The sequence below is a fragment of the Agromyces sp. NPDC058064 genome (assembly GCF_042885275.1).
Classification (GTDB): domain Bacteria; phylum Actinomycetota; class Actinomycetes; order Actinomycetales; family Microbacteriaceae; genus Agromyces.
Window position 1 is genome coordinate 31,143 of record NZ_JBHVSE010000006.1, and the last position, 13,431, is coordinate 44,573.

Genomic DNA, 13,431 nt, shown 5'->3' on the forward strand with positions numbered 1-13,431 from the left:
TCCTGCAGAAGCAGCGGGGCGGGCGCGCGGGTACGCTCGAAGCATGACCAACGCGCCCGACTTCGACGACCGGGATGCCGCGATGAGCGAACTGCTCGGCATCCGCTCGAGCATCGACAACATCGACGCGGCGCTCATCCACCTGCTCGCCGAACGGTTCAAGTTCACGCAGCAGGTCGGCCGGCTGAAGGCGACGCACGGGCTCCCGCCGAGCGATCCGGGCCGCGAGCAGCGCCAGATCGCCCGGCTGCGGGCGCTCGCGATCGACGCGCACCTCGACCCCGCCTTCGCCGAGAAGTGGTTCAACTTCGTCGTCGCCGAGGTGATCCAGCACCACGAGGAGCTCGCGAACGGCGGCGGCACCATCGGCGAGCTGTGAGCCGCGCGTCGCGCCGGGGCTGGTACCCGCTCGAGCTGCCGTCGCTCGCCGGCCGACGGTACCTCGTCACCGGCGCGAACGCCGGGCTCGGCTTCTTCACGGCGGCCAGGCTCGCGGGCGCCGGCGCCCATGTGGTGCTCGGCGGCCGCAGCCCCGAGCGGCTCGAGGCGGCGATGTCCGCGATCCGCGGCGCGCGCCCCGAGGCATCCATCGAGCCGATCGTGATCGACCAGGCCTCGCTCGACTCGGTGCGCGCGGGGGCCGCCCGGCTGCGCCACCGGCCCGCCTTCGACGGCATCGTGACCAATGCGGGCATGGTGCACACGCCGGGGGAACGCCTCGAGTCGCCCGACGGCAACGAGCTCGTGCTCGCGACGAACGTGCTCGGCCACTTCGCACTGCTGGCGGCGCTGCTGCCGCACCTCGCGCCCGGCGCCCGCGTCGTCGCGCTCGGCTCGCTGTCGACCCGGCTGTCGACGTTCCGCGTCGACGACCTGCAGCTCGAGCGCGGCTACGACTTCTGGCGCGCCTACGCGCAGTCGAAGATCGCGACGCAGGTCTTCGCCTTCGAGCTCGATCGGCGGCTGCGGGCGGCGGGCAGCAGCGTGGCGAGCCTCGTCGCGCACCCCGGCTACTCGATCAGCGGGCGCACGCCCCGCGTGCCCGGCGTCAACGAGCCGAGCGCGGGCGGCCGCTTCGCCGACGCGCTGCAGGCGGCCTGGGCGCAGGGCAAGCACCGCGGGGCGGAGGTCACGCTGCACGCGCTGACCTCGCCCGAGGCCGAGGGCGGCCAGTTCTGGGGTCCGCGGTGGTCGACGAAGGGCGACCCGACCCTCCAGAAGCCCACGCGCACCTCGACCGACCCCGCGATCGGGGCCCGCTTCTGGGACTTCGCCGAAGCGGCGACCGGCACGCCGTTCCCGGTCTCGGCATGAGCGAGCCCGCCCGGCGCCCGAGGCTCTTCGCCCGCCCCGGCTTCCGGCGGGGCCTCTCGCGCGTCCTGGTCGTGGTCGGCATCGTGCTCGCCCTGATCGGCGTGATCTCGGCGCGCTACGGCTGGCTCTTCGCGGGCATCGTGGTCACGGGCCTCGGGGCGGCGTACGGCCCGTGGCGGCTTCGTCGCTGAGCGTCGAACGCAGCACCTCGTGCACGAGCGGCCACTCGCCGTCGAGGTCGGCGACGACGAGGTCGGCGCGACGACCCGCGGTGATCGCGCCGCGGTCCTCGAGGCCGACGGCACGGCACGGCCCCGAGCCGATGAGCCCGATCGCCTCGGGCAGCGTGCAGAGTCCGAGCCGGGCCAGCCGGAGGGCGGCGGCGAGCTGCGCGCCCGGCAGGTAGTCGGAGGCGAGGGCGTCGACGAGGCCGGCCGCGACGAGCTCGGACGCCGAGACGTTGCCCGCGTGCGACCTGCCGCGCAGGGCGTTCGGCGCGCCGGCCACGACCACGAGCCCACGCCGTCGGGCGCGGCGCGCCGCCTCGATCGTCGTCGGGAACTCGGCGACGGCGCCGCCGCGGGCGGCGAGCTCGTCGATGTCGGCCGTGCTCGCGGGGTCGTGCCCGAAGAGCCGGATCCGGCCGGCGCGTGCGAGCACGCCGAGCCGCTCGAGCGCGCGGTCGCGGAGGTCCAGCTTCTCGTCGCGGGCGGTGCGCCAGGCCTCGACGTGGGCCGCGGCATCCGGCTCGCCCATGCCCTCGCCGGTGACGAGCCACCGGCGCATCGACGCGGGGTCGGCGTACTGGCCCTGGCCGGGCGTGTGGTCCTCGTGCGAGACGACGAGCACCCGGCCCGGATGCGCCGCGATGCGCTCCTCGAGCGCGGCGATCCCGTCCGCGCAGCGCACGTCGACCCGGTGGAGGATCGCCGTGCCGCCGGCCGCGTCGCCCGAACCGGCCAGCTCGTCGATCGTCGCGGTGACCTCGCCCGCCCCGGGCGAGCCGATCGGGAGCCCGACGGGGCTCTGCGACTGGAACGCGACCCCGTGGTAGGCGGTCGTGATGCCGGCGGCGCGCAGCCGGGCCTCCGCCGAGCGGAGCGCGAAGCCGACGGGCACCGCGGCACCGGGGCGAGGGTGCAGCTCGCGGGCGAGCGCGTCGCTGTGCACGTCGACGAGGCCGGGCAGGCACATCGCCCCGCGGCCGTCGAGATCGCAGCCGGCGCCGCTCGGGTGCGGGCCGGCCTCGGCGATCAGGCCGTCGCGCACGACGATGCGGGCGTCGTCGAGCACCCGATCCGGCAGCACGGCCCGCACGTGGCCGAGCACGTAGTCGGCGGGGGCGCCGGCCGCGGGCCAGGTGCCGCTCACGCGGGGTCGCCCAACTCGAACACGACGCGGATCGCGTCGGCGCGGATCCAGCGCTGGGTGAAGCAGAGCAGCCGGCGGCTAGCCGCGTCGCGATTCACGCTCTCGACGAGCCAGACGGGATCGCCCCCCGAGCACTCGAGCTCGGCGGCGACCTCGTCGTCGGCGATCTCGATGCTCGCCCGCGACGAGGCGCGCTCGGGATCCGCCCCGGCCATCTGCCGGAGGATCTCGTTGAGGGAGCTCTCGTGGCGGATCGCCGTCGGCAGGTCGGGCAGCACGTCGAAGGGCACCCACTCGTCGCCCCACGATGCGGGCAGGCCGTCGGTGAACGAGCGCCGGCGCAGGCGGTAGCCGGGGGCGCCCGCGTCGAGGCCGAGACTGCGGGCCACCGCCGCGGGCAGTTCGACCGGGTCGCACGACCGCACCACGCCGTGGGGCACCGAGCCGGCCTCGCGCACCGTGCGGCTCCACGAGGGCGGGCGTGCCGACGAGATGACGTAGTCGATGCGCCTGGCCGAGTAGGTGCCGCCGCCGCGCACCCGGCGCACGAGCAGTCGCCGCGCGAGCTCCTGCATCGCGGCGCGGGCGGCCGCCCGCCCGACCCCGAACCGTGCCGCGATCTCGTGCTCGCCGGCGAGCTTCGTGCCGGGGGGAAGCTCGGCGATCTCCGCCGCGAGGGTCTCGGCGATGACCAGGTACTTCGTCTCAGCCACGCCGCGAGTGTCGCCCAGGCGGGTGAACCGCGGGTGAAGTCGGCGGGGCTCCCGCGCACTCGGCGGAGCTCTCCGGACAACTCCGACGAAGGGTCGTTCGCGGTTCACCTTCCGGTAACCGTCGGTCCCCTCGGCGTTGAGTGGGGCTGCCTACCGTGACCGAACGGAACACAGCATGCGCCTGCACCGGGCGCAGCGGTCACGAAAGGTTTCCGATGAAGCTCAGCACCAAGGCCTGGCCCGCGCTCGCCGCGGCCGCCCTCCTCGCCGTCGGCCTCGCCGCCTGCGCGTCGCCCTCGGCGGCCGACGACGCCGCGGCGGGCGACTCGGGCACGAAGTTCGCGGTCGACGAGAACACCCTCGTCTTCGGCGTCGTGCCCGACTCGGTCGACACCGAGACGAACTACCAGCCGCTCATGGACTACATCGCGGCCGAGACCGGCAAGACGGTCGAGTACCACGAGTCGACCGACTACGCCGCCCTCATCGAGGCCGCCGTCGCGGGCAAGATCGACGTCGCGAGCTTCTCGGGCTTCACCTACGTGACCGCGACGAACAACGGCGCCGCGATCACCCCGATCTCGTCGATCATCACCGAGGAGGGCCAGGAGCCCGGCTACTACTCGCAGGCGATCGTGCCCAAGGGCAGCGACATCACCGACCTCGCGGGCTTCGAGGGCAAGAAGGTCTGTTTCGTCGACCCGTCGTCGACCTCGGGCTACCTGTTCCCGAGCTACAACCTGCTCGACGCGGGCGTCGACCCGAAGACCGACGTCACCGCGGTCTTCGCCGGCAAGCACGACGTCTCGGTCACCAAGACCGGCGAGGGCGTCGAGTGCGAGGCCGGCTTCGCCGAGGACAGCGAGGTCGCGAAGAGCGACAAGGTCGAGGTCATCGCCGAGACCATGGTGCCCGGCGCGCCGATCGTCGTCTCCGACACGCTCCCCGAGGAGCTCAAGACCCAGCTGACCGAGATCCTCGGCGAGGTCACGATCGACCAGATCATCGAGTCGGGCATCGAGTCGGCCGACAGCGACGCCTTCCGCAGCGTGTTCTTCGCGACCCTGCCGGTCGACGACGCGTACTACGACACCATCCGCGACATCTGCGAGAAGACCGAAGCGGAGCAGTGCCAGGGCTGAGCCCCGGGCACTGAACGCGCACGGACACGGAACGGACACGAGGCCCGAGATGAACGAGAACACCCCCGCCGGCCCCGACGTCGTCATCGACGTCGAGGGGCTCACGAAGGAGTTCGGCTCGACCGTCGCGCTGCGGGACGCCGCGCTGCGCGTCGAGCGGGGGGAGATCGTCGTGCTCCTCGGGCTCTCGGGCTCGGGCAAGTCGACCCTGCTCCGGCATGTCGACGGCCTCGAGACCCCGACGTCCGGGACCGTGCGCGTCCTCGGCCAGGAGGTGCCGCGCCTGACGGGCCGGCGCCTCCGGGCCCTGCGCAGCCGCATCGGCTTCGTCTTCCAGCAGTTCGAGCTGGTGCCCTCGCTCACGGTGCTCGAGAACGTGCTCACGGGGGCGCTCGCCGAGCTCCGCGGGCCGCGGCTCGGCCTCTGGAGCTACCCGCGGCGACTGAAGCTCGCCGCGCTCAGCCACCTCGACCGCGTCGGCCTCCTCGACCGGGCGTACCAGCGCGCCGACACGCTCTCGGGCGGGCAGCAGCAGCGCGTCGCGATCGCGCGCGCGCTCATGCAGGACCCCGAGATCCTCCTCGCCGACGAGCCCGTCGCCTCGCTCGACCCCGAGTCGAGCGAGCAGGTGATGGCCCTCATCCGCGAGATCGCCATGGACGCCGGGCTCACCGTCGTCTGCAGCCTCCACCAGGTCGACCTCGCCCTCTCGTGGGGCGACCGCATCGTCGGCCTCCGCCACGGCGAGGTCGTGCTGGACACCCCGGCCGAGGGACTCTCGAAGACCGAGGTCATGGAGATCTACGGTCGCGTCGCGACGGCCACCGCCGAGCTCGAGGCCATCGAGCGAGAGCTCGTCGACGAGATCGGCGCGGATGCCCCGGCGCGCGAGGACGCCGCCGACGCCGAGCCGCTCGTGGCCGCCGGCGAGAACCGGGCGCGCTGATGTCGACCCTCGTCGCACCGTCGCGGCGGCCCGCCGAGGCATCCGATGCCCGTTCGATCGCCGAGCGCGCGCCGAAGCGCCGCGTGTCGCCCGAGCGGATCGCCGCCTCGCTCACGCTCGTCGCGATCGTGGTCGCCGCGATCGTGGCGATCGCCGAGTCGGGCATCTCGATCCCGGGCATGGTCGAGAGCTGGGGCAACGCGGAGCGCTTCTTCGCCCGCGTCGGCCCGATCAGCTTCCCCGAGCCGGCGCAGCTGCTCTACCTCACCGGACTCACCGTCGGGCTCGTGCTCTGCGGCACCCTGCTCGCCGCCGCGATCTCGGTGCCCGTCGCCTACCTGGCCGCCTCGAACACGACCCCGGGAGCGGGCTGGCAGGCGTTCGGGCGCTTCGTCACCGTGCTGACCCGCGCGATCCCCGACGTCGTGCTCGCCATGGTCTTCGTGCTGATGTTCTCGCTCGGCTCGCTGCCCGGCATCCTCGCCATCGGCATCCACTCGATCGGCATGATCTCGAAGCTCTTCGCCGACGCGATCGAGCAGATCGACGAGGGTCCTCGCCTCGCGATCCGCGCCGCGGGCGGCTCGAAGTGGCAGGAGTTCACGAGCGGGATCCTGCCGCAGGTGCTGCCGTCGTGGGTCGCCACCGTGCTGCACCGCAACGACATCAACCTGCGCGGCTCGGTCGTGCTCGGCTACGTCGGCGTCGTCGGCCTCGGCATGGAGATGTCGTTCGCGTTCAAGTCGCTGAACTACTCGCTCGGCCTCGGCATCGCCCTCGTCATGTTCGCGCTCTGCATCGTCATGGAGGTGGTCTCGAGCGTCGTGCGCGCGGCCATGCTCGGGGTGGCGCCGACGGGGCGCGGGCTCGGCGACCGGCTCGTGCGGCGGGTGCGGCGCGGTGCCGGAGCGACTCTCGATACGCCTCCTTCGTCGCGCACTCGACCCGCGGGAGGGCCTGCGGCAGGGTCGCTCGAGGCCGCCCTCCGCCGCCCGTGGGACGCCGTGCGGATCCGCAACACCGTCTGGGGCTGGGTCGCGCTCGCGGTCGTCGTCGGCAGCGTGCTCATCTGCAACATCCAGTGGGGCGACCTCATCACCTTCTGGGCGAAGGTACCGGCCATCGCGGTGCAGTTCTGGCCGCCGGACTTCGGCAACTACGACGCCGCGACGATGTTCGGCGCGATGGGTCAGACGATCGGCATCGCGCTCGCCGCGACCCTGCTCGCGATCGTCGTGTCGGTGCTCGTCGGCTCGCTCGCCGCGCGCAACGTCGCCCCGAACGGCGCCACCCGCACCTCGATGCGGCTGCTCCTCGTCGTCATCCGCGGCATCCCCGAGGTGATCCTCGCGATCGTGCTCATCGTCATCACCGGGCTCGGGGCGCAGGCCGGCACGCTCGCGCTCGCGTTCGGCGGCATCGGCCTCGCCGGCAAGCTCATCGCCGACTCCTTCGAGGAGGTGAAGCCGGGCCCCGAGCGCGCGCTCCGCGCGACCGGTGCGAGCCGGTCGCAGGTGTACGCCTCGGCGACCCTGCCGCAGGGCGTGCGGGCGCTGCTCGGCCACAGCTTCTACCTGCTCGACACGAACATCCGGGCGGCGACCATCCTCGGCATCGTGGGCGGCGGCGGCATCGGCTACTACCTGCTGAACGCCGGTCAGGGCTCGAACTACCAGGTGGTCACGGCGATCGTGCTCATGATCCTGGTGACGGTGCTCGTCGTCGAGGGCATCGCGATGTGGATGCGGCGGGTGTTCCGGTGAGCGGCGCGGCCGGCTTCGACGTCGCCGTCGTCGGTTCGGGGGTCGTCGGCCTCGGCGCCGCGCTCGCTGCGCATCGGCGGGGCCTGCGGGTCGTCGTGATCGAGCGCGGCAGCGAGCCGAGCGGTGCCTCGATCCGCAACTTCGGCCACCTCTGCTTCACCCCGCAGCACGGCATCGCCCGCGAGTTCGCGCTCGCCTCGCGCGAGCGCTGGCTCGAGCTCGCCCGCGATGCCGGAGTCTGGCTGCGCGAGTCGGGCACGCTCGTCGCCGCCCGCCACGACGACGAGCTCGCCGTGCTCGCCGAGCTCGCCGCGCTGCGCGGCGACGGCGAGGTCGCCCTGCTCGACGCGCGCGACGCCGAGGCGCGCATCCCGCTCGCGCCGGGCACCGCGGTCGGCGGGGCGCTCCTGCCGCGCGACCTGCAGGCGAACCCCCGCCAGGCGCTCGTCGCGATCGCCGCGCACCTCGAACGCGAGGGCGTCGAGTTCCGTCGCCGCACCGCGGTGGGCCGCGTCGGAACCGGTCGCGTCGAGACGAGTCGCGGACCGATCGACGCCGACGAGATCGTCGTCGCGGTGAACCACGACCTCGACCTGCTGTTCCCCGAGCTCGCCGAGCAGCGCGGCATCGTGCGCTGCGGGCTCGACATGCTGCGCGTCGACGCCGGCCTGGCGGCGCCGCTGCCCGCACCGGTGCTCACCGGCTGGTCGCTCGTGCGCTACGGCGCCTTCGCGGCCACCGAGTCGGCGCGCCGCCTGCGCGAGCGGCTGCACGCCGAGCGCCCCGATCTCGCCGCCCTCGACCTCAACCAGATGTACACCCAGCTGCCCGACGGGTCGCTCATCGTGGGCGACACCCACTACCGGGGTGCCACCGTCGCGCCGTTCCAGGGCGAGGCCGCCTTCGAGGCGCTGCTCGAGGTGACCGGCTCGTTCTTCGGCGTGCCGCGGCCCCGGGTCATCGAGCGCTGGCAGGGCGTCTACGCGAGCGGACCGGACGAGTTCCTCATCGAGCAGCCCGAGCCGGGCGTGCACCTCGCGATCGCGACGACCGGCATCGGCATGACGTGCGGGCTCGGACTCGCCGAGCACGTCGTCGGCCTCGCGCTCTCCGCATCTTCGACCACCTCCCAGAAAGGGCGATCATGACCACCGACACCACCGACACCACCGACACCACCGACACCACCGACACCACCGACACCACCGACACCACCGACACCGCGGTCACCGACATCACCGGCATCACCGGCATCTCCGCGGACGAACTGGCCGAGCTCGACGAGTTCGCCGAGCTCGCCGACCCCGACGACGTCGACGAGGAGGGTGAGATCGAGCTCATCGTGCTCGACATGGCGGGCACCACGGTCGCGGACGACGGCGTGGTCGAGCGCGCCTTCGCCCTCGCCGCCGAGCGCAGCGGCATCGCGACTGGCGACGACTTCGCCGAGGCCCTCGAGTACGTGCGCGACACCATGGGCCAGTCGAAGATCGAGGTCTTCCGCGTGCTCGCGGACGGCGACGAGGACGCCGCGCAGCACGCGAACGCCGAGTTCGAGGGCGCGTACGCCGAGCTCGTCGCGAGCGAGGGCGTCGTCGAGATCCCCGGAGCCGCGCGGGTCATCGAGCGCCTGCGGGAGGCCGGTGCCGCCGTCGTGCTCACGACCGGCTTCTCGCCCGTCACGCGCGACGCCATCCTCGACGCGCTCGAGTGGCACGGCCTCGCCGACCTCGCGCTCTCGCCCGCCGACGCCGGCCGCGGCCGCCCGCACCCCGACCTGCCGCTCACGGCGCTGCTGCGCACCGAGACGAGCGCGGTCGAGGCGATGGTCGTCGTGGGCGACACGGTGAGCGACATCGAGTCGGGCGTCGCCGCTGGGGCCGGCCTCGTCGTCGGCGTGCTGACCGGCGCCCACGATCGCGACGCGCTCGAGGCCGCCGGCGCCGACGCCGTCATCGAGAGCATCGTCGAGCTGCCCGTGCTGCTCGGCCTGCACGGCGAGTAGGCGCGCGATGCACACCGTGGTGCGAGTCGCCGGACCCGACCTGATCCTCAGGCCCTCGCCCGTCGCGATGGTCTGGTACGAACCCGGGCGCCCGCACGAGGCGCTCGCGGCGCCGGGCGTGCACCTCTCGGCGGGGGAGGCCCTCGTCGAGGTCGAGCTCGCGACCGTCTGCGGCTCGGACGTGCACACCGCGCGCGGCGATCGCCCCGCACCGGCGCCGCTCGTGCTCGGCCACGAGCAGGTCGGCCGCGTGGTCGCCGTCGGCGACGGGGCGGTGCGCGCGGACGGCGCCCCGCTCGAGCTCGGCGACCGCGTCGTCTGGTCGGTCGCGGTGAGCTGCGGCGACTGCGACCGGTGCCGCCGCGGCCTCGCCCAGAAGTGCCGCTCGCTCGCGAAGTACGGGCACGAGCGCGTGCACCGCGGCTGGGAGCTCTCGGGAGGATTCGCGACCCACGTGCAGCTCAAGGCCGGCACGGCGGTGGTCCGCGTGAGCGAGGAACTGCCGGCGTTCGTCGCCGCACCCGCGTCGTGTGCGACCGCGACGGCGGTGGCCGCGCTCGACGCGGCGGCGGCGCACGTGCCGCTCGCCGGGGCGCCGCTGCTCGTCACCGGCGGCGGCATGATCGGGCTCAGCGTCGCCGCGATCGCGCGCGAGGCGGGTGCCGAGGTCGTCGTCTCCGATCCGGATGCCTCGCGGCGCGTGCTCGTCCGCCGCTTCGGCGCGCTGGCGGTCGACCCGGGCGCGACACCGGGGAGCGGCGAGCACCTCGACACCGTGCTCGCCGAGTTCGCCGCGCGGGGGACGCCTGAACTGCTCATCGCGATCGAGGCGTCGGGCGCCGCCCCGGCGGTGCGGACCGCGATCGCGGCGCCCGGCGTCGGCGGTGTCGCGGTGCTCGTGGGCAGCGTCTCGCCGGGCAGCGAGGTGCGGCTCGACCCCGAGACGGTCGTGCGGCGCCTCATGACCGTGACCGGCGTGCACAACTACACCCCAGGGCAGCTCGCCAGGGCGGTCGCCTTCCTCGAGCGGTCCTGGCGGTCGATGCCGCTCGACGAGCTCGTCGGCACGACGCACCCGCTCGACGAGATCGACCGCGCGCTCGCCGAGGCGGCGACGGGGGAGCACGTGCGCGTCGGGGTCGCGCCGGGACGCCGGCCGCACCCCTGACCCGGCGGGGCCGCCCGGCTCAGAAGACCGGCCGGGGCTCGTTCATCACCACGACGACGACCACGATCGCGGCGACGGCGAGCAGCGCGGCGACGACCCAGGCGAAGCGCGGCGGGGTCTGGACGGCGCACCACACCAGGAACCCGATCTCGAGCAGGGTCAGCACGCCGGCGATGACGGTGCCGGCGACGGCGGGCTCGAACACCGCGACGCGCCCGACCGCGCCCCCGTCGCCGTCGGGCACGACGTAGTCGAGCGGGATGGCGGTCGCGACGATCGCGGTCGCGGCGAGCGCGACCAGGAAGAACAGGGAGGCGAGCGCGATCCGCGGGAGTCTCTGCATGCCGTCCATGATGGCAGCGCCTCACATGCCCGAGTACGGAGATTTCCGCTCCGGCGCCGATCGCGGGAACATGGGGGAATGACGGCCCGGACTCCCGCGATCGCGCCGGCACCGCGAGGCGGTGCACGGTGACGGATGCCACGGGCCCCGCGCCGCACGACGCGCTCGAACCGCTGCGCGCGGCGCTCGCCGCGGCGGCCGCTCGCCTCGCCGCCGCGCGCGCACGCGACGAGGTGCTCGCCGAGCTCGTGCAGCCGAAGCCGGTGCTCGGCGTCGCCCGCGCCCCGCGCATGGCCGACCGGGGGCGGGTCTGGCGGCTCGGGGTGCTGCTGCTCTCCGCCGACGGCACGCTGCACGCGACCGGGCACGTCGTCCGCGCCGAGCGGCCCGCCCGGCGCAGCGTGCTCGCGGAGAGCGTCGCCGAGCACCGGGCGTGGCAGGCGGCCGCGGTGAAGGGCGGCATCGCCGAGGGCGAGACCGTCAACTTCGACGCGCCGGCGATCGACCTCGGCGAGCTCGCGAGCGCCGGGGCATCCGGCCCGATCGTGCTCGACGGCGCGACCGTGCTCGTGCGCTGGAATCCCGGCCAGCCGAGCGCGCTCGCCGAGCTCGGCCGCTACCTCGAGGACCGTGTGGGGCTGCTCGTCGACCCGCCCGGCGGCAGCACCTGATAGCGTCGATCCTCGTGTGCAACCGATTCGCCGCGATGATGATCGCGCGGCCCCGCACCGCCTGAGGCGGAGCGACCCGACCATCCACGTCTCTCCGCCCGGCCATGACCATGGCCGCGGTGCGATCTCGCGTACCCGGCCGACCATCTTCGGCAGCGGAGCAGACTCTTGCGCACACGCGAACACGCATCATCCACCCCTCGCCAGACCCGGGCCGGCCACGGCGGCCGGCAGGAGCTGGGGCAGAACTTCCTCGTCGATCGCGCCGCGATCGACCGCTTCGTCGCGCTCGCGGCGGCGACCAGCGGACCGATCGTCGAGTTGGGCGCGGGCGGGGGCGCCCTCACCGCCCCGCTCGCCCGTCTCGGCCGACCGCTCACGGCGCTCGAGCTCGACCCCGGCCGTGCCGAGGCCCTGCGGCGCCGGTTCGGCCCGCGAGTCGCGGTCGAGCAGGCCGATGTGCTGCGCTGGAGGTATCCCGCCGCACCGCACGTCGTCGTCGGCAACGTGCCCTTCCACCTCACGACGGCCATCCTGCGCTCGCTCCTCGAACGCCCCGGGTGGACCGACGCCGTGCTGCTCACGCAGTGGGAGGCGGCACGTCGCCGCTGCGGGGTCGGCGGCTCGAGCCTGCTCACCGCGCAGTCGGCCCCGTGGTTCGAGTTCGCGCTCGACGGGCGGGTGCCTGCGCGAGCCTTCCGCCCAGTGCCCGCGGTCGACGCCGGGCTGTTCAGCGTTCGGCGCCGGGCCGACCCGCTCGTTGCGCCCGCCGAGCGACGCGGCTACTGCGGCTTCGTCGCGGCGGTGTTCCGGGGGCGCGGGCGCGGTCTGGCGCAGATCCTCACCCGAACGCCGAGACCGATGAGCCCCGCGCAGGCGAAGTCGTGGCTCGCCCGGCGCGGCCTCGCGCGCGACGTGCTGCCCGGCCGGCTCACCGCCGAGGACTGGGGTGCGCTGTGGGGGGAGGTGCGGCGGCGCTGATCGATGCGCCGCACGCGCGGCCGCTGGCTCAGCGGCTCCGCGGCGCCAGCGCCTCAGCGCCTCAGCGGCGCCAGTCGCGCCGATCGTCGTCGTCGTCGTCGACCGGCGGGCGGAGGCGGAACGCCTCGCGCATCTTCTCGCCGGGCGGGGCCTTGATCGCGCGGATCACGACGCCGATGAGGATGATGACGGCGAACAGTGCGATCGCACCGCCGAGGAGGATGCCGTAGAAGGCGAAGTCGTTCATGTCGTGCTCTTCCTGTCGCTCGTCGTCTGCCCGCCGTGCTCCTGCTCCTGGACGGACTCGATGATCGAGTCCTGCAGGCCGCGCTGGCCCGTGTGCAGCTCCTGGTAGGTCTCGCCCGCGCCGGCGAGCGGGCCGAAGGCCTCGCGCAGGCGCTGCCCGCGGGGCGCCCGCACCCCGCGCACGACCATGCCGACCACGAGGGCGACCACGAACAGCGCGATCGCGCCGCCCATGATCAGGCCCGGGACTCCGAGTGCGTCGGCCATGTCGTCGCCCGCTCAGAACCCGAACAGCGTGACGGGCTCGAGCCGATCGTCGCGGAGCGCCTCGAGCACCCGCAGCTCGTGCGGTACGACGGGCTCGGGCAGGGCGTCGAGCGAGAACCACTCGAGCGCCGCCGCCTTCTGCGTCTCGAGCAGGCGCGGCTCGCCCGCCCACTCGTCGACCGCGAAGAAGACGTCGAAACGCTGCTCGATGGGACGGCCGCTGCCATCGGTGCGGTGCATGAGGGTCAGCAGCTCGAGCGCACCGGGCTCGACCGAGACGCCGAGTTCCTCCTCCGCCTCGCGCGCCGCGCCGGCGAGCAGCGACTCGCCGGCCTCGACGTGACCCGCCGCGCCGAACGCCCAGTGCTCGTCGTAGTAGCCGGTGCCGCGGCGCAGCTGCAGCAGCACCTCGTGCCCGCGGCGCAGCAGCACGTAGGCCGCGGGCACCACCGTGAAGCGCCCGTGGGTCGACGCGTATGCGTCGGTGTAGTGGTCGGTCAC

General features: G+C 74.1%; 17 protein-coding genes. 11 read left to right on the top strand and 6 right to left on the bottom strand.

Annotated features, from left to right (window positions below; all coding sequences use genetic code 11):
• Positions 1-43: 43 nt before the first annotated feature.
• From ACFVSL_RS17095 to ACFVSL_RS17105, 3 genes are read left to right on the top strand one after another with little or no spacing between them, the layout of a single operon-like run.
• On the top strand, positions 44-379 hold the full coding sequence (locus tag ACFVSL_RS17095; RefSeq protein WP_386942185.1) for a chorismate mutase: 336 nt from the start codon (positions 44-46) through the stop codon (positions 377-379).
• Positions 376-1,314 (top strand): SDR family NAD(P)-dependent oxidoreductase, encoded by a 939-nt coding sequence (locus ACFVSL_RS17100; protein ID WP_386942186.1) that lies wholly within the window; start codon positions 376-378, stop codon positions 1,312-1,314. Before ACFVSL_RS17095 ends, ACFVSL_RS17100 begins: the two co-directional genes overlap by 4 nt.
• On the top strand, positions 1,311-1,505 hold the full coding sequence (locus tag ACFVSL_RS17105) for a hypothetical protein (RefSeq protein ID WP_386942187.1): 195 nt from the start codon (positions 1,311-1,313) through the stop codon (positions 1,503-1,505). Before ACFVSL_RS17100 ends, ACFVSL_RS17105 begins: the two co-directional genes overlap by 4 nt.
• Here ACFVSL_RS17105 and ACFVSL_RS17110 read toward each other — a convergent pair.
• Positions 1,459-2,685, bottom strand: a complete 1,227-nt coding sequence (locus ACFVSL_RS17110) for an alpha-D-ribose 1-methylphosphonate 5-triphosphate diphosphatase (RefSeq protein WP_386942188.1) — start codon at positions 2,683-2,685, stop codon at positions 1,459-1,461. The genes ACFVSL_RS17105 and ACFVSL_RS17110 overlap by 47 nt on opposite strands.
• The gene (locus tag ACFVSL_RS17115; protein WP_386942189.1) at positions 2,682-3,398 is read right to left on the bottom strand and encodes a GntR family transcriptional regulator; all 717 of its coding nucleotides are present in this window, start codon (positions 3,396-3,398) and stop codon (positions 2,682-2,684) included. Before ACFVSL_RS17115 ends, ACFVSL_RS17110 begins: the two co-directional genes overlap by 4 nt.
• A 215-nt stretch (positions 3,399-3,613) precedes the next feature.
• Here ACFVSL_RS17115 and ACFVSL_RS17120 point away from each other — a divergent pair, with 215 nt between their 5' ends.
• Genes ACFVSL_RS17120 through ACFVSL_RS17145 form a run of 6 tightly spaced genes read left to right on the top strand, consistent with a single transcriptional unit; the run spans position 3,614 to position 10,422 of the window.
• A complete protein-coding gene (locus tag ACFVSL_RS17120) occupies positions 3,614-4,540 on the top strand; it encodes a phosphate/phosphite/phosphonate ABC transporter substrate-binding protein (RefSeq protein WP_386942190.1) in 927 nt (308 codons plus the stop codon).
• A gap of 49 nt (positions 4,541-4,589) precedes the next feature.
• On the top strand, positions 4,590-5,486 hold the full coding sequence (gene phnC, locus ACFVSL_RS17125) for a phosphonate ABC transporter ATP-binding protein (protein WP_386942191.1): 897 nt from the start codon (positions 4,590-4,592) through the stop codon (positions 5,484-5,486).
• The gene (gene phnE, locus ACFVSL_RS17130) at positions 5,486-7,249 is read left to right on the top strand and encodes a phosphonate ABC transporter, permease protein PhnE (protein ID WP_386942192.1); all 1,764 of its coding nucleotides are present in this window, start codon (positions 5,486-5,488) and stop codon (positions 7,247-7,249) included. Before phnC ends, phnE begins: the two co-directional genes overlap by 1 nt.
• On the top strand, positions 7,246-8,397 hold the full coding sequence (locus ACFVSL_RS17135) for a TIGR03364 family FAD-dependent oxidoreductase (protein WP_386942193.1): 1,152 nt from the start codon (positions 7,246-7,248) through the stop codon (positions 8,395-8,397). The genes phnE and ACFVSL_RS17135 overlap by 4 nt, the downstream gene beginning before the upstream one ends.
• A complete protein-coding gene (locus tag ACFVSL_RS17140; protein WP_386942194.1) occupies positions 8,394-9,254 on the top strand; it encodes a phosphonatase-like hydrolase in 861 nt (286 codons plus the stop codon). Before ACFVSL_RS17135 ends, ACFVSL_RS17140 begins: the two co-directional genes overlap by 4 nt.
• 7 nt (positions 9,255-9,261) lie before the next feature.
• Positions 9,262-10,422 carry an alcohol dehydrogenase catalytic domain-containing protein gene (locus tag ACFVSL_RS17145; RefSeq protein WP_386942195.1) on the top strand — a complete coding sequence of 387 codons (1,161 nt, stop codon included), beginning with the start codon at positions 9,262-9,264 and terminating at the stop codon, positions 10,420-10,422.
• Between the two features lie 19 nt (positions 10,423-10,441).
• Here the strand turns inward: ACFVSL_RS17145 and ACFVSL_RS17150 are convergent, their stop codons facing one another.
• A complete protein-coding gene (locus ACFVSL_RS17150; RefSeq protein WP_386942196.1) occupies positions 10,442-10,765 on the bottom strand; it encodes a hypothetical protein in 324 nt (107 codons plus the stop codon).
• Positions 10,766-10,893: 128 nt separating this feature from the next.
• On the opposite strand from ACFVSL_RS17150, the gene ACFVSL_RS17155 reads away from it, so the two are divergent.
• Positions 10,894-11,436 carry a hypothetical protein gene (locus ACFVSL_RS17155; RefSeq protein WP_386942197.1) on the top strand — a complete coding sequence of 181 codons (543 nt, stop codon included), beginning with the start codon at positions 10,894-10,896 and terminating at the stop codon, positions 11,434-11,436.
• 168 nt (positions 11,437-11,604) lie between these two features.
• The gene (gene erm / locus ACFVSL_RS17160; protein WP_386942198.1) at positions 11,605-12,417 is read left to right on the top strand and encodes a 23S ribosomal RNA methyltransferase Erm; all 813 of its coding nucleotides are present in this window, start codon (positions 11,605-11,607) and stop codon (positions 12,415-12,417) included.
• Positions 12,418-12,478: 61 nt separating this feature from the next.
• Here the strand turns inward: erm and ACFVSL_RS17165 are convergent, their stop codons facing one another.
• Genes ACFVSL_RS17165 through ACFVSL_RS17175 form a run of 3 tightly spaced genes read right to left on the bottom strand, consistent with a single transcriptional unit; the run spans position 12,479 to position 13,431 of the window.
• Entirely contained in the window at positions 12,479-12,664 is a 186-nt protein-coding gene (locus tag ACFVSL_RS17165; protein WP_386942199.1) for a hypothetical protein, read from the bottom strand.
• Entirely contained in the window at positions 12,661-12,930 is a 270-nt protein-coding gene (locus ACFVSL_RS17170) for a hypothetical protein (RefSeq protein WP_386942200.1), read from the bottom strand. Before ACFVSL_RS17170 ends, ACFVSL_RS17165 begins: the two co-directional genes overlap by 4 nt.
• Positions 12,931-12,942: 12 nt before the next feature.
• Positions 12,943-13,431, bottom strand: coding sequence for an NUDIX domain-containing protein (locus tag ACFVSL_RS17175; RefSeq protein ID WP_386942201.1), 489 nt, complete (start codon positions 13,429-13,431; stop codon positions 12,943-12,945).

Coding starts and splice junctions, on each gene's coding strand:
- ACFVSL_RS17095 (WP_386942185.1), top strand. CDS start 44: ATGACCAACGCGCCCGACTTCGACGACCGGGATGCCGCGATGAGCGAA.
- ACFVSL_RS17105 (WP_386942187.1), top strand. CDS start 1,311: ATGAGCGAGCCCGCCCGGCGCCCGAGGCTCTTCGCCCGCCCCGGCTTC.
- ACFVSL_RS17120 (WP_386942190.1), top strand. CDS start 3,614: ATGAAGCTCAGCACCAAGGCCTGGCCCGCGCTCGCCGCGGCCGCCCTC.
- phnC (WP_386942191.1), top strand. CDS start 4,590: ATGAACGAGAACACCCCCGCCGGCCCCGACGTCGTCATCGACGTCGAG.
- phnE (WP_386942192.1), top strand. CDS start 5,486: ATGTCGACCCTCGTCGCACCGTCGCGGCGGCCCGCCGAGGCATCCGAT.
- ACFVSL_RS17140 (WP_386942194.1), top strand. CDS start 8,394: ATGACCACCGACACCACCGACACCACCGACACCACCGACACCACCGAC.
- ACFVSL_RS17145 (WP_386942195.1), top strand. CDS start 9,262: ATGCACACCGTGGTGCGAGTCGCCGGACCCGACCTGATCCTCAGGCCC.
- ACFVSL_RS17150 (WP_386942196.1), bottom strand. CDS start 10,765: ATGCAGAGACTCCCGCGGATCGCGCTCGCCTCCCTGTTCTTCCTGGTC.
- ACFVSL_RS17165 (WP_386942199.1), bottom strand. CDS start 12,664: ATGAACGACTTCGCCTTCTACGGCATCCTCCTCGGCGGTGCGATCGCA.
- ACFVSL_RS17170 (WP_386942200.1), bottom strand. CDS start 12,930: ATGGCCGACGCACTCGGAGTCCCGGGCCTGATCATGGGCGGCGCGATC.